This is a genomic window from Nannocystis bainbridge, from assembly GCF_028368995.1.
GTDB lineage: Bacteria > Myxococcota_A > Polyangia > Nannocystales > Nannocystaceae > Nannocystis > Nannocystis bainbridge.
The window spans coordinates 539,479-554,811 of sequence record NZ_JAQNDL010000003.1 but is presented as its reverse complement, the minus strand read 5'-3'; the positions used below and the strand labels follow the sequence as shown (position 1 = coordinate 554,811).

The following is a 15,333-nucleotide window of genomic DNA, read 5'->3' as shown; positions in this document are numbered from 1 at the left end:
CGGGGCGGTGTGGTCTACTCGCGGGGATGTCGGAGCTCGAGTTTCACACGCTGCTGGTCCAGGGAGTGTTCCTCGTCGCCGCGCTGACGGTGCCGGCGCTGCTGTTCATCGTCGCGCCGTACGGTCGCCACGCGCGCGAGGGGTGGGGGCCGCAGATGGACACGCGGCTGGCGTGGATGGTGATGGAGTCGCCGTCGGTGCTGTGGTTTCTGGCGGTGTTCTTCGCCGGTGCGTGGAGCCTGGTGCCGCTGCTGCTGCTGGTGCTGTGGCAGTCGCACTACATCCAGCGGGCGTTCATCTTCCCGCTGAAGATCCGCCCGGGCGGCCACACGCCGGTCACGGTGGTGGCGATGGGGTTCGTGTTCAACCTCGTCAACGCCTACGTGAACGCGCGCTGGATCGGCGAGTTCGGCCGCTACGAGCTGTCGTGGCTGCTGGACCCGCGGCTGTGGATCGGGGTCGGGCTGTTCGTGCTCGGCTACCGCATCAACCGCCGCGCCGACGCGGTCCTGGCCAGCCTGCGCAAGCCGGGCGAGAAGGGCTACAAAATTCCCCGCGGCGGGCTCTACGAGCTGATCTCGTGCCCGAACTACTTCGGCGAGCTGCTCGAGTGGACGGGCTGGGCGATCGCCACCTGGTCGGTCGCCGGGCTGTCGTTCGCGGTGTTCACGGCGGCCAACCTGGTGCCGCGGGCGGTGGCGCACCACAAGTGGTACAAGCAGAAGTTCCCCGAGTACCCGGCGAGCCGCAAAGCGGTGATCCCGTTCGTGCTGTGAGGGCTGGCGCGAGGGGCATGTCCGAGCGGGCATGTCCCTCGGGGCAACTTACTTGAGCAAGGTTCCTGTGGCGCGCAGACGCTTGTGGTGCTGGTCGAGGGCGAAGCGGGCTTCCAGGGGGAGCGGGAGGCCGGCAGCGTGGGTGGTCCAGGCGTCCATGATGCGCTCCACGTCCTCGGTGACCCATCGCTCCATCTCGTCGGGGTCGCGGCGGAGCTTGCGGGCGAGGCGGCGGAAGGCGTCGACAGTGGCCGTCTCGAAGGATAGAGAGTTTGCGAACGGTAGGGCGAGTTCATCCGAGGGGATGTAGGCGATGGTCGCCACCTGGTCGTAGGCGGGGCTCAGACGTGGGGTGCGGCCATCAGGATAGATGAGCGACCAGTTCTTGAGGTGGGCGTCGGCGTTGCCGGACAGGACGGTGAAGACGAGGCGAAGGATGAATTGGCGCAGGTCGGCTTCACCGCAAAAGGTGAGGATCTGGTTGGCCAGCGTCTCGAAGTTGAGGCGCGCCGCGACGGGACGCTCGTCGTCGTACTTGCGGAAAGGATGGACGCCGTTGACCTGGGCGAAATCTTCGATGTGGACGCGGTCGCCGGGGAGACGGTCGAAGCGGCGGATGGCGAAGCAGAGCTCGTCCCGGACGATGCGGCGGTCCGGCAGGCCGACGAGGTCGGCGTGAGGGACGAGGTCGAACTCGGGGACTTCGATGCCGCTCTCGCGCGCCCAGCTCATGACCGCGTACTCGTTCTCGGGCACGCGCTCGTACTCGGCGTCGGGCAGCTTGACGATCCAGTCGCCGCCTCGGCCGCTGGCCGGCAAGGTGAGCCCCTTGCCGTGGCGGACCATCGAATACTTGAGCTGGACGCCGGCGAGCGAGAACCGCAGCTTGTTGCCAGTGGCCGGTGGCGGCGTGGTGCCGAGCTCGGGGCTCGGTGCCTCGTGATCCTCGAAGCTGTCGAGCGGGCGGACAATGACGGCGCCGGGCAGATCTTCGCCGAGATGGGCGAGGAGGCGGAGCTCCTGATGTTCGCGGATCCCGGCGGCGTGGACGATGAGGCGTCGGAGCGGACCGTCGGCTTCGGGCAAGAGATTGGTGAAGAACGACGGGAGGCCGGACGTGAAGGGGAGGGGACGCGTCAGTTTGTCGAGGTAGTGGAGGCCGAGCACCGGCCGCGGGTACGACACGCGGTAGTCCGCGAGGAACGTGAGCTCGACGGTGCCGTCATCGCGTCGCACGAGGCGGGCGACGTCGATGTCACCGAGCAGGATGGCCAGACGCATGATCAGTCGCCTCCGAGCCGGAGCGCCTCGACGGGCGGAGTGTCGGCCTCGTGCCACTGGGCTCGCCGGTCGATGAAGCGACGGAGCTGCGTGTGGATGTCGGCGTGGCGGAGCTGGAGGAACTGCGCGAGGTGCCCTGCCTGCAGCGCGTCCCGGGCGGGCAGCGGAATGGCATGGGTCGCCAGCAACTCCCTCGACTCGCAGGCGATGATGAGGGAGACGAGCCCGTCCAGCCCTGAGGGATGCAATATGAGGTTGTCGAGCTCGTGAGCGCCCTCGGGCAGATTGGGGACGATGGGACGAATCAGCGGCTGGTAGGCGCAGGCGTCGGCCGGTCGAGCCGGAGTGACGGGCGTGCCATCGGCGAGGTGACGGGGGCCCAGGTCGAGGAGCGCGAGCAGGTGAACCCGCGAAGCCGGCGAGCCGGGGTCGAAGACGCCATCCTGGAAGATGTCCGCGGCCGGGTGAGGCGCGGCGCAGCGCAACAGGCTCCCGACGGCCGAGTATTCGTCTTCGGTCTCGATGGCCCTCAGTTCTGGCTGCCGCGAGGGGTCACCGTGACGGGCGCCCGCGAGCGCGTCGCGCCAGAGCCAGCGCGACAGGAGCTCGCGGGTGCGCGGATGGGCGGCGGGGAAGCGAGCGAGGACGCGGGACAGGACGGAGAGGGACGACGGGACCGGGACGAGCGAGACGTGAGGGATTCCGGCGTCTTCCCGCAAGAACTGGACGGTCGCACGGATGACGCCTTCGATCGCATTCAATGAATGAGATGGCTCGAAGAACATGCCCTTCAAGACATGTTCTTCGAGTGGGCCGAAGTCGAGGTCCGCCAGACCTTCGGCGACCTCTCGGAGTGTCTGGGGCCCCGAGGTGCCGCGTCGATGGAGCGCTGCGAACACGGCTTCGTGGGCGAGGCGTCGGTGTGGAGCATTGACGCGGCGGTAGAGGTCATACACGACGGTCTCGTCAGGGGTGCCGAGCACGTATGCCGGGATCGTGTATTCGCGCAGCCGCTCGCCGAGGTGAAGCGCGGCCTGTCGGTGGCGGCTGCTCACCGAGCGCGCGCTCAGCCAGGCGTTCAGGCGCGCGGGATCGAGGACCTCGGTGAGCGGGAGGGCGTGCGGGTCGAAGTCGCCGTGCGTCCGCTCGAATGTGGCTCGTTCGAGGTCGTAGGACACCGCGTACGACTCCGTGGGACGACCGGCGCCCGCGAAGACCCGCAGCAGCGCGAGGAGGCGCTGTTGGCCGTCGACGACCCACAAGGCGTCGGCGCAGGCAGGGACGTCGAGCGTGACGCTGCCGTAGACGAGCCGTTTGGGCGGCGCGGGCCGCTGCCACAGGAGCAGGATGCCGATCGGGTAGCCGCGATCCATGCTGTCGAGCAGGGCGAGGACGTCGCTCGGCTCCCAACTCGAGGGAACTTCCGGGATGCGGACCCGGCCGGACAGGATGTCGTGGACGAGCGCATCGACGCGAAGACTCTGCGCCTCGGGGCGGGCGGGCAGCGCCGACGACGGCGTGGCTTCGGCGGGAGACATCGCGTTCAACGATATCGCCGGCGCGCGAGGTTGCCAAGCGAACGGTGACATGTCCTTCGGGACATGTCCTTGCCGATGTCACAGCGGCGGGGACAGGCCGGGGGTGTTGGTGATGACCCACCGGGCCGGGCAGGCGATCGCTTGCAGGCGCATGAAGGCTTCGCTGCGGGCGATCATCTGCTCGCCTTCGGATCCGCCGATCCAGGTGCCGAGGCGGAGGCGGGCGGCGGCGGCGGCGAGCGGCATGTCGGCGGCGTCGAAGGCCTCGGCGGCGGCGTGCAGGGCCTCGACGACGGTGGGGGCGGCGGCGGCGCGGAGGGCCAGGGCGGCGGCGTCGAGGAGGGCGGCGGAGGCGAGCGCGCCGGCGTTGCCGATCTGCTTGAGGGCGTCGGCGTCGGCGGCGGCGGCGGCCAGGTAGGGCTCGCGGGCGTCGCCGGTACCTGACCGTTCGGCCATGGCCAATGCGACCTGTCCGTGGAGACTGATGAAGTTGGCGCGCTGGTTCTTGGTGAAGGCGGCGCCGCCGGCAGCGAGCAGGGCGGTGACGCGCTCGACCTCGGTCCAGGCGATGGCGATCTCGCCGGCGTACTGGGCGCAGAGGGCCTCAATCATCGAGGCGCGCAGGCCGGCGGCCGAACCGGCGGCGACGTTGCCGAGGCGGACGGCGCGGGCGACGACCTCGCGCGCGTCGGAGGGGGCGTCGGCGGCGAGCAGGACGAGGGCGCTGTAGTAGGCGGCGACGAACTCGACCATCGAGTCGCCGGTCTGCTGGGCCTGCTCGCTCATGACGGCGCTGCGCAGGGCGATGGCCCGCAGCTCGCCGCGCGACTCGAGCAAGCTCATGAGCATGACGGCGCCGAAGTTGCACTCCCAGGCGATGTTGGTGCAGCGCTGGCGCAGGTGGGTGATGCCGAACTCGAGGTCGCGCATGGCGTCGGCCCAGCGGCCGCGGCTGACGGCGGAGATGCCGTCGAACAGGACCGAGAGGCCGACGATGTAGGGATCGTCGCGGCGGCGCAGGTAGTCGTCGATGATGCCGCGCAGGCGGGTCAAGGCAGCGGAGTCGCCGGCGGCGGCCCACAGCGCGCGGACGATGACCATGCCGCGGACGTGGCGGGCCTCGTCGCCGACGGCGCGGGCGATCGCGGCGCTGCGGGCGGCGAAGTAGGCCGAGCGCACCGGGCTGTGGATGAACAGGCCCTTGGCGGCGGCCCACAGCGCGTCGGACTGCGCGGCCGGTTCGGAACCTGTCCCGTAAGACATGTCCGGCTCGGCGCCGCCGAGCAGCGCGGCGACCTCGGTCTGGAAGGCGGCGGCCAGGACCTCGCCGCTGCCGGGGTCGGAGAAGCCTGTCCCTTCGAGCAGGTCCTTGAGGACAGCCTCGCCGCGGGCCGTCTCGCCGACCGCGAAGTACTGCTCGCAGGCGCGGACGCGCAGCTCGGCGCGCTGGCCCGGCGGGGCCTTTTCGGCGGCGCGGAGGAAGATCGGCGCGGCCTCGAGGCCGAGGCCGGCGTCGACCTTGGCGCGGGCGCAGGCGACCATGCGCGGCCACGACTCGGGGGTGCAGCGCAGGGCCAGCTCATGCAGCTCGGCGGCGCGGGCGAAGGCGAGGGCGTCGGCGGCGGCCTTGCCGGCCCGCTCGGCGTAGGTGGCCGCGCGCTCGCGGTCGCCGGCGGCGAACAGGTGACGGGCCATGAACTCGGCGTCGGGGCGGCCGAGCTGCAGCGCGGTGTCGGCGAGCAGGCGGTGCAGCTGGCGGGCGCGGTCGGGCGAGAAGGCGCGCACGACCAGAGCGCGGCCGCGGTCATGCAGCGGCTCGACGCTGGGCGCGTGGTTGCGGCGGCCGAGCTGGACCAGGCGGGTGGCGTGCAGGCGGGCCAGGCGGGCGTGGATGTCGGAAGGGTCGCCGAGCGAGCGCGCGAGCAGGCCGGTCGGCAGCGGGGCGCCGGCGGCGGCCACCAGCTCGAGCGCGGCGCGGTCGCCGGGGAAGAGGTTGTCGACCCGCGTCTGGAGACATGTCTCGAAGGACAGGGACTCGGGCGTGAGGGTGGCGAGGTCGGCGTGGGTGAGCTCGTGGACGAGGGCCTCGAGCACGTAGGAGTCGCCGCGGGCCTCGTCGGCGATCGCGGCGGCCCACGGCTCGGGCGGCAGGCCGGCGGCGACCAGCAGGGCGCGCGCGGCGGCGTGGGCGTCGCGCTCGTCGAGGCGGCCGACGTCGAGGCGGGCGACGTGGAGCTCGGGCAGGACGCGTAGCTGCAGGCGCTCGAACTCGTGGCGGACCAGCGGCGAGCCGGGCCACTCGGTGTGATAGGCGACGACCAGCAGCAGCGCCGGGGCTTCGGGCGGGGCCAGCAGCTCGGACAGCAGGCGCACGCTGTCGGCGTCGCTCCAGTGGAAATCGTCGAGGAACAGGACCAGCCGGCGGCGCGCGGCCAGGGCGGCGAGCAGGCGCTTGAGCGCGGCGAAGGCCTTGCGCCGCGACTCCTGGTCGGACACGCCGGCGCGGGCGCTCTGGGCCAGCTCGCGCACGGCGGACACGCGCTGCAGCACCGGGAACACGCGCGCGAGCTCGCCGGTGTGGGTGCCGAGCAGCGGGGTGAGTTCGAACGGCTCGAGCGCGCCGAGGTGATCGGCGAGGGCGTCGACGAGGCTGTCGAAGGCCTTGAAGGGGACGGTCTCGTGCTGGTAGCAGCGAGCGGTGAGGGCGACGACGTCGCCGCGTGGCTGGAGGGCGCCGAGGAAGCCGTGGACGAGGCCGGTCTTGCCGACGCCGGGTTGACCGCGCAGGTAGACGCAGGCGGTGCGGCCGCGGGCGGCGGCGGCGAGGCCCTCGTCGAGCGCGTCGAGCTCGGCCTTGCGACCGAACAGGATCGAGCTGCTGGCCATCGCCGGCGCCGGCGACAGCGCCGCGCCGCCGCACCACGCCAGCAGCTTGGCCCCGGAGGCGCGCTTCTCGGGGTCGCGGCGCAGCAGCTCGGAGATCAGCGCCGCGAGGTCGTCGGGCAGGCCGGGGCCGCGCGGCGGGGCCGGCTCCTCGCACTGCTTGGCGAGGAAGATCTGGGCGTAGCCGCCGGTGAACGGCAGCTTGCCGGTCAGCGCCTCGTAGAGCATCACGCCGACGGCGTACCAGTCGCTCGCGGGGGTCGCGAGCTGGCCGGCGCACTGCTCGGGCGACATGTAAAGAGGAGTGCCCGCCGGGGTCTCGTTGCTGTTGGTGCGAGTGATCGCGGCGACCAGGCCGAAGTCGAGGATGACGACGCGGCCGCCCGAGGTGACGAGCACGTTCGAGGGCTTGAGGTCGCGGTGCAGCAGGCCCTGCTCATGCAGCGCGGTGACGCCGAGGACGAGCTGGCGGATCAGCGCGCGCAGCCGGCGGTCGCTGTCGGGCGCGCGCACGAGGGCGCGGAGCGCCGTGCACAGGTCGACGCCGCCGACGTACTCCATGGTGATGAGCCACAGGTCGCTCTGCGAGTGCAGCTCGTAGAGCGTGACGAGGTTCGGGTGACCGACCTCGGCCATGCTGCGGAACTCGTACTTGAAGCGGTGAAGCTCCGACGGGCCCATGCGCAGCAGCGACTTGACGGCCACGCGCTGGCCCGTGCGCGTATCGGTCGCCTCGTACACGGCCCCCATGCCGCCGGCCCCGAGCGGCCGCAAGATCCGGTACGGGCCGACCTGGCCCGTCAATGCAGTCGCCGGCGGCGGCTGCGGACCGGTTCGCTCCATGCCGCCTTCTTCGGGCGGCGTGCTCATCGTCGGCGACAGCGCGAGGTCCGGCAGGATCGCCGTGTTGGCGAATTGGATCGCCACCGCCATGGTCTCGCGGATACGTTCGCCGGCCGCGCGCGGCAGGCCGACTTCGGTGCGCGGCTGCTCAGGCGGCGCTTGCACCTGCACGGGGAGCTTCATGGCGGGGGAGCCGCTTGCAGGCTAGCACGGCCGCCCGAGGCCGCGCTCGAGCCTGGCGATCAGTTCGGCGTGCTCGGACGCGCAAGCGGGGCCGCGCGACCGCAGCGCGATCGCCAGGGCCCACCCGAGGTCGAGCGCCGCTCCGCGGGCCGCTGCCGGCCAGTACGCGGCCTCGCAGCCGGGTCGCAGGCGCAGGGTCCAGTTGTCCGGATCGACCACGCCGGGGGCGTTGTAGATGTCGTGGGCGCCGAACAAGTCGCTCATGAACACGGCCACTTGGCGCGCGGGGCACACCAGCAGGTCGGCGAACTTGGCGTGCACGAGGGCGGCGGGGTCGGCGAGCATGCGCGCGCGCAATGGGTCGTCGTCGCTGCGCGACCCCAGACGTCCGCACAAGTACTCGGCCTGCGCGGCTGCGAGCGGGGTCCCGTGCCATGAGGCCGCGAGGCGCCAGATCGGCGGGGTGTCGTGGTTGCCGAGCATCACCCAGTCCTCGGGGCGGGCGTTCTCGCTGCGATAAACGTCGTTCGGGTCGGTCAGGTTGGCCTTTTGCGTGACCCGGAAGCGGCCCAGGCCGTGGCCCTCGAGCACCCGCTGCAGCGGGTAGGGCTGGGTGCTGAGGACTTCGCACAACACGTCCTCGAGCGCGCGGCCGTGCGCCTGCGCGGCGCCGAGGACGACGTCGAGCTGGGCGCCGTAGCGGGTGACCTGGTCGTCGTCGAGCGCGCGGACCCACCGGTCGGCGTGGCGCGGCAGGGCCTGGTCGAGCTGGTCTTCGCGCGCGATCGCGTACGGGGCGAGGCGCGGATGGTCCGAGAGACATGGCGATTCGAACAGGCGCGCGCCGCCCTGGACGGCGCGGTAGGCGTCGAGCTCGTCGGTGCGGTAGACCCACGGGCACACCAGGCCGTGCGGGTGGTCGACGCGCAGGCCGTCGTAGTCGCGCAGCATCGCGTCGGTGCGCGCGGCCACCAGCCGCAGCGCCGGGCCGAGGCCGCCAGACCCGTGGTAGAGCCGCGGGTCGAGCACCGGGTAGCCCCACGGCTGGCCGTCGGGGTTGGTGCGGCTCGGCGGCGCGCCCATCGCATAGCCGGGCAAGAACAGGTCGTGCAGCGCCCAGGTGTCGGCGACGGAGATCCCCACCTGGAGATCGCCGAACAGCCGCAGGGCCGGCAGGCCCGGCCGCGCGGCCAGCTCGGCGCGCAGGGCGGCGTGCTGGCGGGCTGCGAGCAGCTGGCAGAAGGCGAGGAACTCGAGCTCGCGCGCGTAGGTCCGCGACAGGCCGGCCCGCCGCGCCGTCGCGTGCGCGCTCTTGCTGACCCAAAGTTCCTGGTCTCGCGGCCAGCTCCTCCAGTGCGATCCGTCGAAGCTGACCCGAAGACCATGTGCTCCGGACCATGTCCCTCCGGTCCGGTAGGCGGTCGACAGGACCTCGTACAGCCCGGCCGGCGCGAGCCAGCCGGCGTGCTCGCCGACGAACCCGTCGAAGGCGGCGGCGAGGTCGGCGACCGACGGATCGCCGGCGGCGCGGCGACGGCTGAAGCCGTGCCAGGCGCTGGCGAGCGCGGCCAGCTGGCGCGGCCACACGGCGGCGTAGTCGGCCTGTTCGGTGATCCCCTGGCGAGGCCGCGCCGGCCGTCCGCGCAGGAGGTCGTCGAGGTCGCCGCGCGGGAGGACGTTGCCGTAGGCGGGGTCGTCGGCGAGCGGGCGCAGGGCGATCGAGAGGATGTCGCGGGCGAACAGGGCGCCGTCGTACGGCGAGGGGTTGTAGCGCGAGGTCTGTCCCTGCGGGCCGAGCTGCACGCCGGTGAACCCGAGCTGGCGCACGAAGCCGAGGAAGGCCCGACCGCCGCCGCTGTACGGCGAGCCGCGCCCGAGATCTTCGTCGTCGCGCCCGGGAAACGAGACGTCGTGGATCGAGAGCACGAGGTGCCGCTTGCCGAGGATGTCGAGGGCGGCGGCGAGGTCTTCGCGGGCGACGGGGCGGTCGTGAGCCGGCATGCCCGCGGAGGGTAGCGAGGGCGCGGCCGCGCGTCACGCGGCGTGGATCTTTCGGGCGCCGAACGGCTACCTTCGCCGCGGATGATCGTCACGACCAGGGGGTCCTGGCTGTATTTCATGTTCGCGGCCCGCGGGACGACGCTGTCGCGGATCTGGCGGCGCCTGACGTTCAACGGGACGTTCGCCCTGGTGATGACGCTGGGCCACATGCGCTACGGCTGGCTCGACGGCCGCGACGTGACGCCGCTGCCGTTTACGCTGATCGGCTTCGTCCTCAGCATCTTCCTCGGCTTCCGCATCAACACGGCCTACGACCGCTACTGGGAGGGCCGGCGGCTGTGGGGCCAACTGGTCAATACCTGCAGGACGCTGGCGCGCCAGGTGCAGACGCTGGTCGGCGCGGGGGACGGCGCGGCGGTGCTGGAGCGGCGCCGGCGCCTGATCTACCTGGTGATGGCGTTCCCGCACGCGCTGCGGATGCGGCTGCGCGGCGAGGAGACGATGGTGACCGACCTCGCGCCGTTCATGTCGGCCAGCGAGCTCGAGCAGATAAAGACCGAGCGCAACCGACCCAATGCGCTGGTCCAGCGGATGGCGGAGCAGCTCGACGAGGCCTATCGCGCCGAGCTCATCCATCCGATGCACCTGAGCCTGCTGCACCAGACGCTGACGGCGCTGACCGACGTGCAGGGCGGGTGCGAGCGGATCGCCAATACGCCGATCCCGTTCGCCTATCAGGTGCTGCTGCGCCACATCATCGGCGCCTACTGCTACGCGCTGCCGTTCGGGGTGCTGCTGCCGCTGGGGCTGATGACACCGGTGGTGGTGGTGATGATGTCGTACGCGTTCTACGGGCTCGACGCGCTCGGCGAGGAGATCCAAGATCCGTTCGGCAGCGATCCCAACGACCTGCCGCTGTCGGCGCTGTGCCGCACGATCGAGCTCGACCTGCGCCAGCGCCTCGGCGAAACCGAGCTGCCCGAGCCGGCCCAGCCGCACCACGGGCAGCTGCTCTGAAGACATGGCGCGAGAGACTGCCGAGTTCGGTGTGATGGGTATGTCTGGAAGGACATGTTGAATCAGGCATGTCGCAAGAGACAGGCTATCTGACGGCGGCAGGGCAGCGGCTCGAGTACCGGTGGGTCGGGCCCGGGCCGGCCGAGGCGCCGACGCTGGTGCTGCTGCACGAGGGGCTCGGCTGCGTGAGCCTGTGGCGCGATTTCCCCGAGCGGCTGGTCGCGGCGACCGGCTGCGGGGCGCTGGTGTACAGCCGCGCCGGCTACGGCCGCTCGCAGACGATCGCGCTGCCGCGGCCGCTCGACTACATGCAGCGCGAGGGCGAGGCGGTGGTCGGCGCGGTGCTCGACGCGGCGGGGGTGCGCTCGGCGATCCTGGTCGGGCACAGCGACGGCGGGTCGATCGCGCTGGTCCACGCGGCGACGGCCGGGCGCGAACGGGTGGCCGGGCTGGTGCTGATGGCGCCGCACGTGTTCTGCGAGGAGGTGTCGGTGCGCAGCATCGCGGCGGCGAAGCGCGAGTACGAGGCGGGCGAGCTGCGGGCGCGCCTGCAGCGGCACCATGGCGAAAACGTGGAGGCGGCGTTCCGCGGCTGGTGCGAGGCGTGGCTCGACCCGGCGTTCCGGCGCTGGAACCTCGAGGGCTACCTGCCGCAGGTGACGGCGCCGACGCTGGTGATCCAGGGCGAAGACGACGCGTACGGGACGATCGCGCAGGTGCAGGCGATCGCCGGCGGGGTGGCCGGGCCGGTCGAGACGCTGCTGCTTGCGGGGTGCGGACACAGCCCGTACCGCGAGCGGCCCGAGGAGACGCTGGCGGCGACGGCGAGGTTCGTGGGCCAGCTCGTGCGGTGAAATTTTCGACATGCCCCGAGGGGCATGTTCGTATGAACATGATGTTTTAGGCATGTCCTCAAGGACATGCGATGCGCACGAGATGAGGCCCTGGCGACCGAGGGGCCATGGGTGCGCGATCCCGCGTCGGCGGCGGACCCCAATCCGAGCGGGGCGCTCGACATCGATCGGCGGCGTCCCATGAGCGGCGGTGATTCCGAGACGAGCGCCGATCCGCTATCTTGCCGGCCATGCGCTCTGCTCTCGTGCTCCTGTTCGCGTCCCCGCTGCTCCTCGTCGGCACCACGGCCCGCGCCGACGTCGCGCCCGACCCCGATCCTTACATGGCCTGCCTGGACCAGGAGCTGGGGTCGTCCTGTTATTCGGACCTGGGCGACGGGTACTGCGTCGAGAAGGACTGCCCCGGGGAGCCCGGCAAGAAATGCGGCTACTGCGATCCGATGGGGACGGCGACGACCACCGCCACGGGCACGGGGACGACGGGGACCACGGGGTCGACGGGCGAGACGGGCGGGACGACGGGCGCGACGGCCGGAGTGACGGGCGAGACGGCCGGGAGCTCGAGCACCACCGGCGGTGCGACCAGCGACGGCGGGACCAGCGACGGGACGTCGCCGAAGAAGGAGGAGGGCTGCGGCTGCCGCAGCGACGCGTCGCCGGGCGCGGCCCTCGGGCTGCTCGGGCTCGTCGGGCTGCTGCGCCGGCGCCGGCGCTGAGGCCAGGGGCGGCGAACGCCCGACCCCAGGACATGTGCCTAGGGACATGTCTTCAAGGACATCTTATGGACGTCCCGGCGTGCACCAGCCGCGGCCTGCGGCGTCGTGCCAAAGGATCGGCGGCTCCACGGGGCGGCCGCGGGAGTGTGGTTCCCAGTCGTGGCCGCCGACGAGGATATCGGCGGCGATCCACGCGTAGCTGCCGAACTCGAGCGGCGCGTAGGCGCCCTGTAGCCGAGCGTCGTGTTCCGGCCAGCGTCCGGGTCGGCGCTCGTCCGGCTCGATGCGAACCTGGCGGCCCTCGACAGTGCACAGGCCGCGCGCGCGGTCTTTCCACGTGGCAGGCGGGCCGCCGCCCCAGACCGCGAGCTCACGGCGGATCTCCACCCCGCACGACGACGGGCTCGACTGCAACGGCGGCTCGAAGCGCAGCTCGATCCGGCTGGTGAAGCCGCGGGTCACGCCGGCCTCCGTGACCTCGGTAAAGACCTCGCTGCGCCACACCTCGTCGGCGCCGCGCGTCAGCGGGTGTCGGTGCAGCCGCGCGTGGGGTTGGGGTCCGGCCTCGATGTCGACCCACACCCGCCCTCGTGTCATCTCGGTCCGCTGCGGCCCGATCCAGCGCAGCTCGAGCAGGCCGGTCTCGTCGACGTGCCAGGAGCCCGTGAGCTCGCTGCGCTGTTCCTGGTCCGGCAGCGCGAGCATGCTGCCGCCGCTCACCTGCCAGCGATCGCGGTAGGACACGGGACGGACCAGGCGCACGCCGTGAACTGTCCCATCGGCCAGGTAATCGTCGCGCTTCGCGTGCTGCATCAGCGTGTGCGTGCCCCGGGCAGATCCGTAGCGGATGCTCCACGGCCCAATCAACACCTCGGCCGTGAGCCACCCGGAGGCGGGACACGGCGGAGGCGGTGGGTCGACGAAGACGGCAGCGCCCGCCGGGACCGCCGCGCTCACGCGCTCGGGCTCGGTCGCCGATGGGACCGTCGAGGTCGAGCGCGCCGCGCAGCCCGCGAGCGCCAGCGCGAGCCAGCCCGAACGCATGGCACGACAACACTTCGGCCCCATGCGTTTATTTCCGATGGGCTCCCGGCGCCGGGGTTTGTCGTCGCAGCGCGAGCTCGCCGGCCTGGGTGGCCGCTGGGTGGCCGCCGCTGGTGCTCGCGATCGCCGGGCCCGAGCCCGGCGAATCGCGTGGCCCTCGGAGCATGTGTGAAGGGACATGACTTCGAGAGCATGTCCTTTACAGCAGGTCTGTTCGATCAGGCGACGTTCTTCGCCGCGGCGCTCGGGCCGCTGGCGTGGCGGCGCAGCTTGTGGATGCCGGGGTTGTAGCGAGCTTCCGACATCCCCAGCACCTTCCGCCGAGCGCTCCGAGCGTCGCGTCGGCGAGCAAGCGAGCGCGAGCGCGACCGCCCTCGACTTGCCGCGGAGGTCGGTCGAGCCGAGCGAGCCGATCCCAGGTCGGCGGCTTGCGTGACGTACGGGCAAGCAAGCTCACCCCCGAGACGATCGAGCAATGGGTGTCGACGGTTGCGCACGCTTACACCCCGAGCGTTGCCGCGACCGCGCGGCGCTCGCTGACCTCGATCCTGAATCACGCGCGTGCCCATGAGGTCGCGTTCCCTGGCCTCGACCCTGCGGGGCCGCCGGCTGGTTCGGTCGAGGCCGCCGCGCGGGATTGGCTCGAACACCTGAAGGCCAGGGAGCGGGACGGCGACCTCGGGTTTCGCGGGCACACGGACGCCGCGATGCTCTTGCGCCGTCTCGGGTCGCTCGCTGCGTTGCCGACCACCGCGTTGCATCCGCCGGTCGTGCGCGCCTGGTTCGCCGAACTCTGCAAGTCCTACCACGAGCCTGTCGCCCGCAAGCTCGTCAAGTGCTTGGGCCGCCTGCTCGCCCACCTGCGCAGGGTCGGCGAGACGACCGGCCAGCCGACGCACGAAGTCGTCCCGCGGACTTCCAAGCGGAAGCGCAAGCCCGAAGAGACGATCGACAGCGCGGCGCTCGCTCCCCTCACTCCGGAGGCGACGGTGCAGCTCGTCGCCGATCACTGGCTCGCCGACAAGATCGAGCAAGAGGCGCTCGGCCACCTGCGGCCGAAGTCGGTGCGCGCGTATCGGTACCTGCGCACCAAGCTCCGGGAGCGCGCGCAGAAGCCCGAGCACACCGGGACGGAGCGGCCGGCGCTCGCCGAGTTCCGCGCCGTCGACCTCACCGCCGAGATCATCGATGCCTGGTACAAGGGGCTTTGCAAGAACGCGGGGAGCTCGGCTGCGAAGGCTTGTCTAGCTCGCTTGCGGAACCTGCTTCGCTTCGCGCGCGCCCGCGGCGTGATCCAGTGCGATCCGGACTACGGGGTCCGGGCCAAGCATCGCCGCAAGCCTCCGCGGCCGATCACGTCTGAGGAAATGCGAGACCTGCGGGCCGTCGCGGCGGACCTGTACGACGCGCGCGTCGAGGACGGGAGTCGGCGTCGGCTCGAAGGCCAGGACCTCGCGCATCACACGGCACCGCACACGCTCTTTCGCATGCTGCTTCTCTCCGGGACGCGCATCGACGAGATGGCGCGCGTCGACGCCGGCGACATCCGCGGGAACAAGATCAAGTTGGTCCGCACGAAGTCGGGCAAGGAGCGGAAGATCGCCGTTGACGACGATGCCGCTCGGGTCGCCGCGAAGCAGATCGAGCTGATGTTCGGGAAGCAAGGGACGTGGGGCCCCCGCGTCCGCGGCCCGCTCTTCGGGACCCATGATCCCGAAAGCCTCAAGACCGCCGTGTGGCGTGTGATGCGGGAGGCTGTAATCCTGGCCGGCCTGCCGAAGCCGTGGCCGCATCCGCACGACCTCCGCCACAGCTTCGTCCACCTGAGCATGGAGGAGGGCGCGCCGATCGATGACATCGCGTGGGCGCTTGGCCATGACCCCAAGATGACCCGCGAGATCTACGGCGAAGGGGCGGAGCGTCCTGGGTCGAACGCGCTTTCGGGCCGCCTCGCTCACGCGACCGGGGGGGCGATGTGACCTGTCCCAAGTACCATGTCCGGATCTCGGGCCACGCGGAGGAGATCGAGATCGACGCCGCATCGCCCGAGGAGGCCGCCGAGGAGGCCGCCGATCGCGTCGGTGCCTCGGCGTCCCTCACGGCGTTTGTCTACGCGCCAAGCGGCGAGGTCCTTCGCTACCGCGTCCGTTCATTGCTGGTGTTCATCTACGAGGCGGACTTGCTCCCGTGAGAGAGC

At 71.6% G+C, this 15,333-nt stretch carries 11 protein-coding genes; 6 read left to right on the top strand and 5 right to left on the bottom strand.

The genetic code is table 11. The annotated features are described in order from the left end of the window. Window positions 1–26: 26 nt before the first annotated feature. On the top strand, window positions 27–776 hold the full coding sequence (locus POL25_RS27625) for a DUF1295 domain-containing protein (RefSeq protein WP_272089213.1): 750 nt from the start codon (window positions 27–29) through the stop codon (window positions 774–776). Between the two features lie 48 nt (window positions 777–824). Here the strand turns inward: POL25_RS27625 and POL25_RS27620 are convergent, their stop codons facing one another. The 4 genes from POL25_RS27620 to POL25_RS27605 all read right to left on the bottom strand — a co-directional run bounded on the left by POL25_RS27620 (window position 825) and on the right by POL25_RS27605 (window position 9,505). Beyond that, window positions 825–2,057, bottom strand: coding sequence for a type II toxin-antitoxin system HipA family toxin (locus POL25_RS27620; RefSeq protein ID WP_272089212.1), 1,233 nt, complete (start codon window positions 2,055–2,057; stop codon window positions 825–827). A 2-nt stretch (window positions 2,058–2,059) separates the two neighbouring features. Beyond that, window positions 2,060–3,595 carry a DUF262 domain-containing protein gene (locus POL25_RS27615; protein WP_272089211.1) on the bottom strand — a complete coding sequence of 512 codons (1,536 nt, stop codon included), beginning with the start codon at window positions 3,593–3,595 and terminating at the stop codon, window positions 2,060–2,062. 78 nt (window positions 3,596–3,673) lie between these two features. Continuing rightward, on the bottom strand, window positions 3,674–7,504 hold the full coding sequence (locus POL25_RS27610) for a serine/threonine-protein kinase (RefSeq protein WP_272089210.1): 3,831 nt from the start codon (window positions 7,502–7,504) through the stop codon (window positions 3,674–3,676). 21 nt (window positions 7,505–7,525) lie between these two features. Then, complete coding sequence (locus POL25_RS27605; protein WP_272089209.1) at window positions 7,526–9,505, bottom strand: 4-alpha-glucanotransferase; 1,980 nt, start codon at window positions 9,503–9,505, stop codon at window positions 7,526–7,528. 81 nt (window positions 9,506–9,586) lie between these two features. On the opposite strand from POL25_RS27605, the gene POL25_RS27600 reads away from it, so the two are divergent. The 3 genes from POL25_RS27600 (at window position 9,587) to POL25_RS27590 (ending at window position 12,092) form a co-directional block, all read left to right on the top strand. Beyond that, the gene (locus POL25_RS27600; protein WP_272089208.1) at window positions 9,587–10,522 is read left to right on the top strand and encodes a bestrophin family protein; all 936 of its coding nucleotides are present in this window, start codon (window positions 9,587–9,589) and stop codon (window positions 10,520–10,522) included. A gap of 68 nt (window positions 10,523–10,590) precedes the next feature. Beyond that, entirely contained in the window at window positions 10,591–11,376 is a 786-nt protein-coding gene (locus tag POL25_RS27595) for an alpha/beta fold hydrolase (RefSeq protein WP_272089207.1), read from the top strand. A 230-nt stretch (window positions 11,377–11,606) separates the two neighbouring features. Next, window positions 11,607–12,092 carry an MYXO-CTERM sorting domain-containing protein gene (locus POL25_RS27590; protein WP_272089206.1) on the top strand — a complete coding sequence of 162 codons (486 nt, stop codon included), beginning with the start codon at window positions 11,607–11,609 and terminating at the stop codon, window positions 12,090–12,092. 63 nt (window positions 12,093–12,155) lie between these two features. Here POL25_RS27590 and POL25_RS27585 read toward each other — a convergent pair whose 3' ends face one another. Continuing rightward, on the bottom strand, window positions 12,156–13,136 hold the full coding sequence (locus tag POL25_RS27585) for a hypothetical protein (protein ID WP_272089205.1): 981 nt from the start codon (window positions 13,134–13,136) through the stop codon (window positions 12,156–12,158). Window positions 13,137–13,564: 428 nt separating this feature from the next. On the opposite strand from POL25_RS27585, the gene POL25_RS27580 reads away from it, so the two are divergent. Both POL25_RS27580 and POL25_RS27575 read left to right on the top strand, forming a co-directional pair. Continuing rightward, entirely contained in the window at window positions 13,565–15,115 is a 1,551-nt protein-coding gene (locus POL25_RS27580; RefSeq protein ID WP_272089204.1) for a tyrosine-type recombinase/integrase, read from the top strand. Further along, complete coding sequence (locus tag POL25_RS27575; RefSeq protein ID WP_272089203.1) at window positions 15,112–15,327, top strand: hypothetical protein; 216 nt, start codon at window positions 15,112–15,114, stop codon at window positions 15,325–15,327. Before POL25_RS27580 ends, POL25_RS27575 begins: the two co-directional genes overlap by 4 nt. Window positions 15,328–15,333 lie beyond the last annotated feature (6 nt).

What these genes read in the sequence shown, in the direction of transcription:
- POL25_RS27620 (WP_272089212.1), bottom strand. Translation starts at nt 2,057, where the DNA reads ATGCGTCTGGCCATCCTGCTCGGTGACATCGACGTCGCCCGCCTCGTG.
- POL25_RS27585 (WP_272089205.1), bottom strand. Translation starts at nt 13,136, where the DNA reads ATGCGTTCGGGCTGGCTCGCGCTGGCGCTCGCGGGCTGCGCGGCGCGC.
- POL25_RS27625 (WP_272089213.1), top strand. Translation starts at nt 27, where the DNA reads ATGTCGGAGCTCGAGTTTCACACGCTGCTGGTCCAGGGAGTGTTCCTC.
- POL25_RS27610 (WP_272089210.1), bottom strand. Translation starts at nt 7,504, where the DNA reads ATGAAGCTCCCCGTGCAGGTGCAAGCGCCGCCTGAGCAGCCGCGCACC.
- POL25_RS27595 (WP_272089207.1), top strand. Translation starts at nt 10,591, where the DNA reads ATGTCGCAAGAGACAGGCTATCTGACGGCGGCAGGGCAGCGGCTCGAG.
- POL25_RS27615 (WP_272089211.1), bottom strand. Translation starts at nt 3,595, where the DNA reads ATGTCTCCCGCCGAAGCCACGCCGTCGTCGGCGCTGCCCGCCCGCCCC.
- POL25_RS27590 (WP_272089206.1), top strand. Translation starts at nt 11,607, where the DNA reads ATGCGCTCTGCTCTCGTGCTCCTGTTCGCGTCCCCGCTGCTCCTCGTC.
- POL25_RS27600 (WP_272089208.1), top strand. Translation starts at nt 9,587, where the DNA reads ATGATCGTCACGACCAGGGGGTCCTGGCTGTATTTCATGTTCGCGGCC.
- POL25_RS27605 (WP_272089209.1), bottom strand. Translation starts at nt 9,505, where the DNA reads ATGCCGGCTCACGACCGCCCCGTCGCCCGCGAAGACCTCGCCGCCGCC.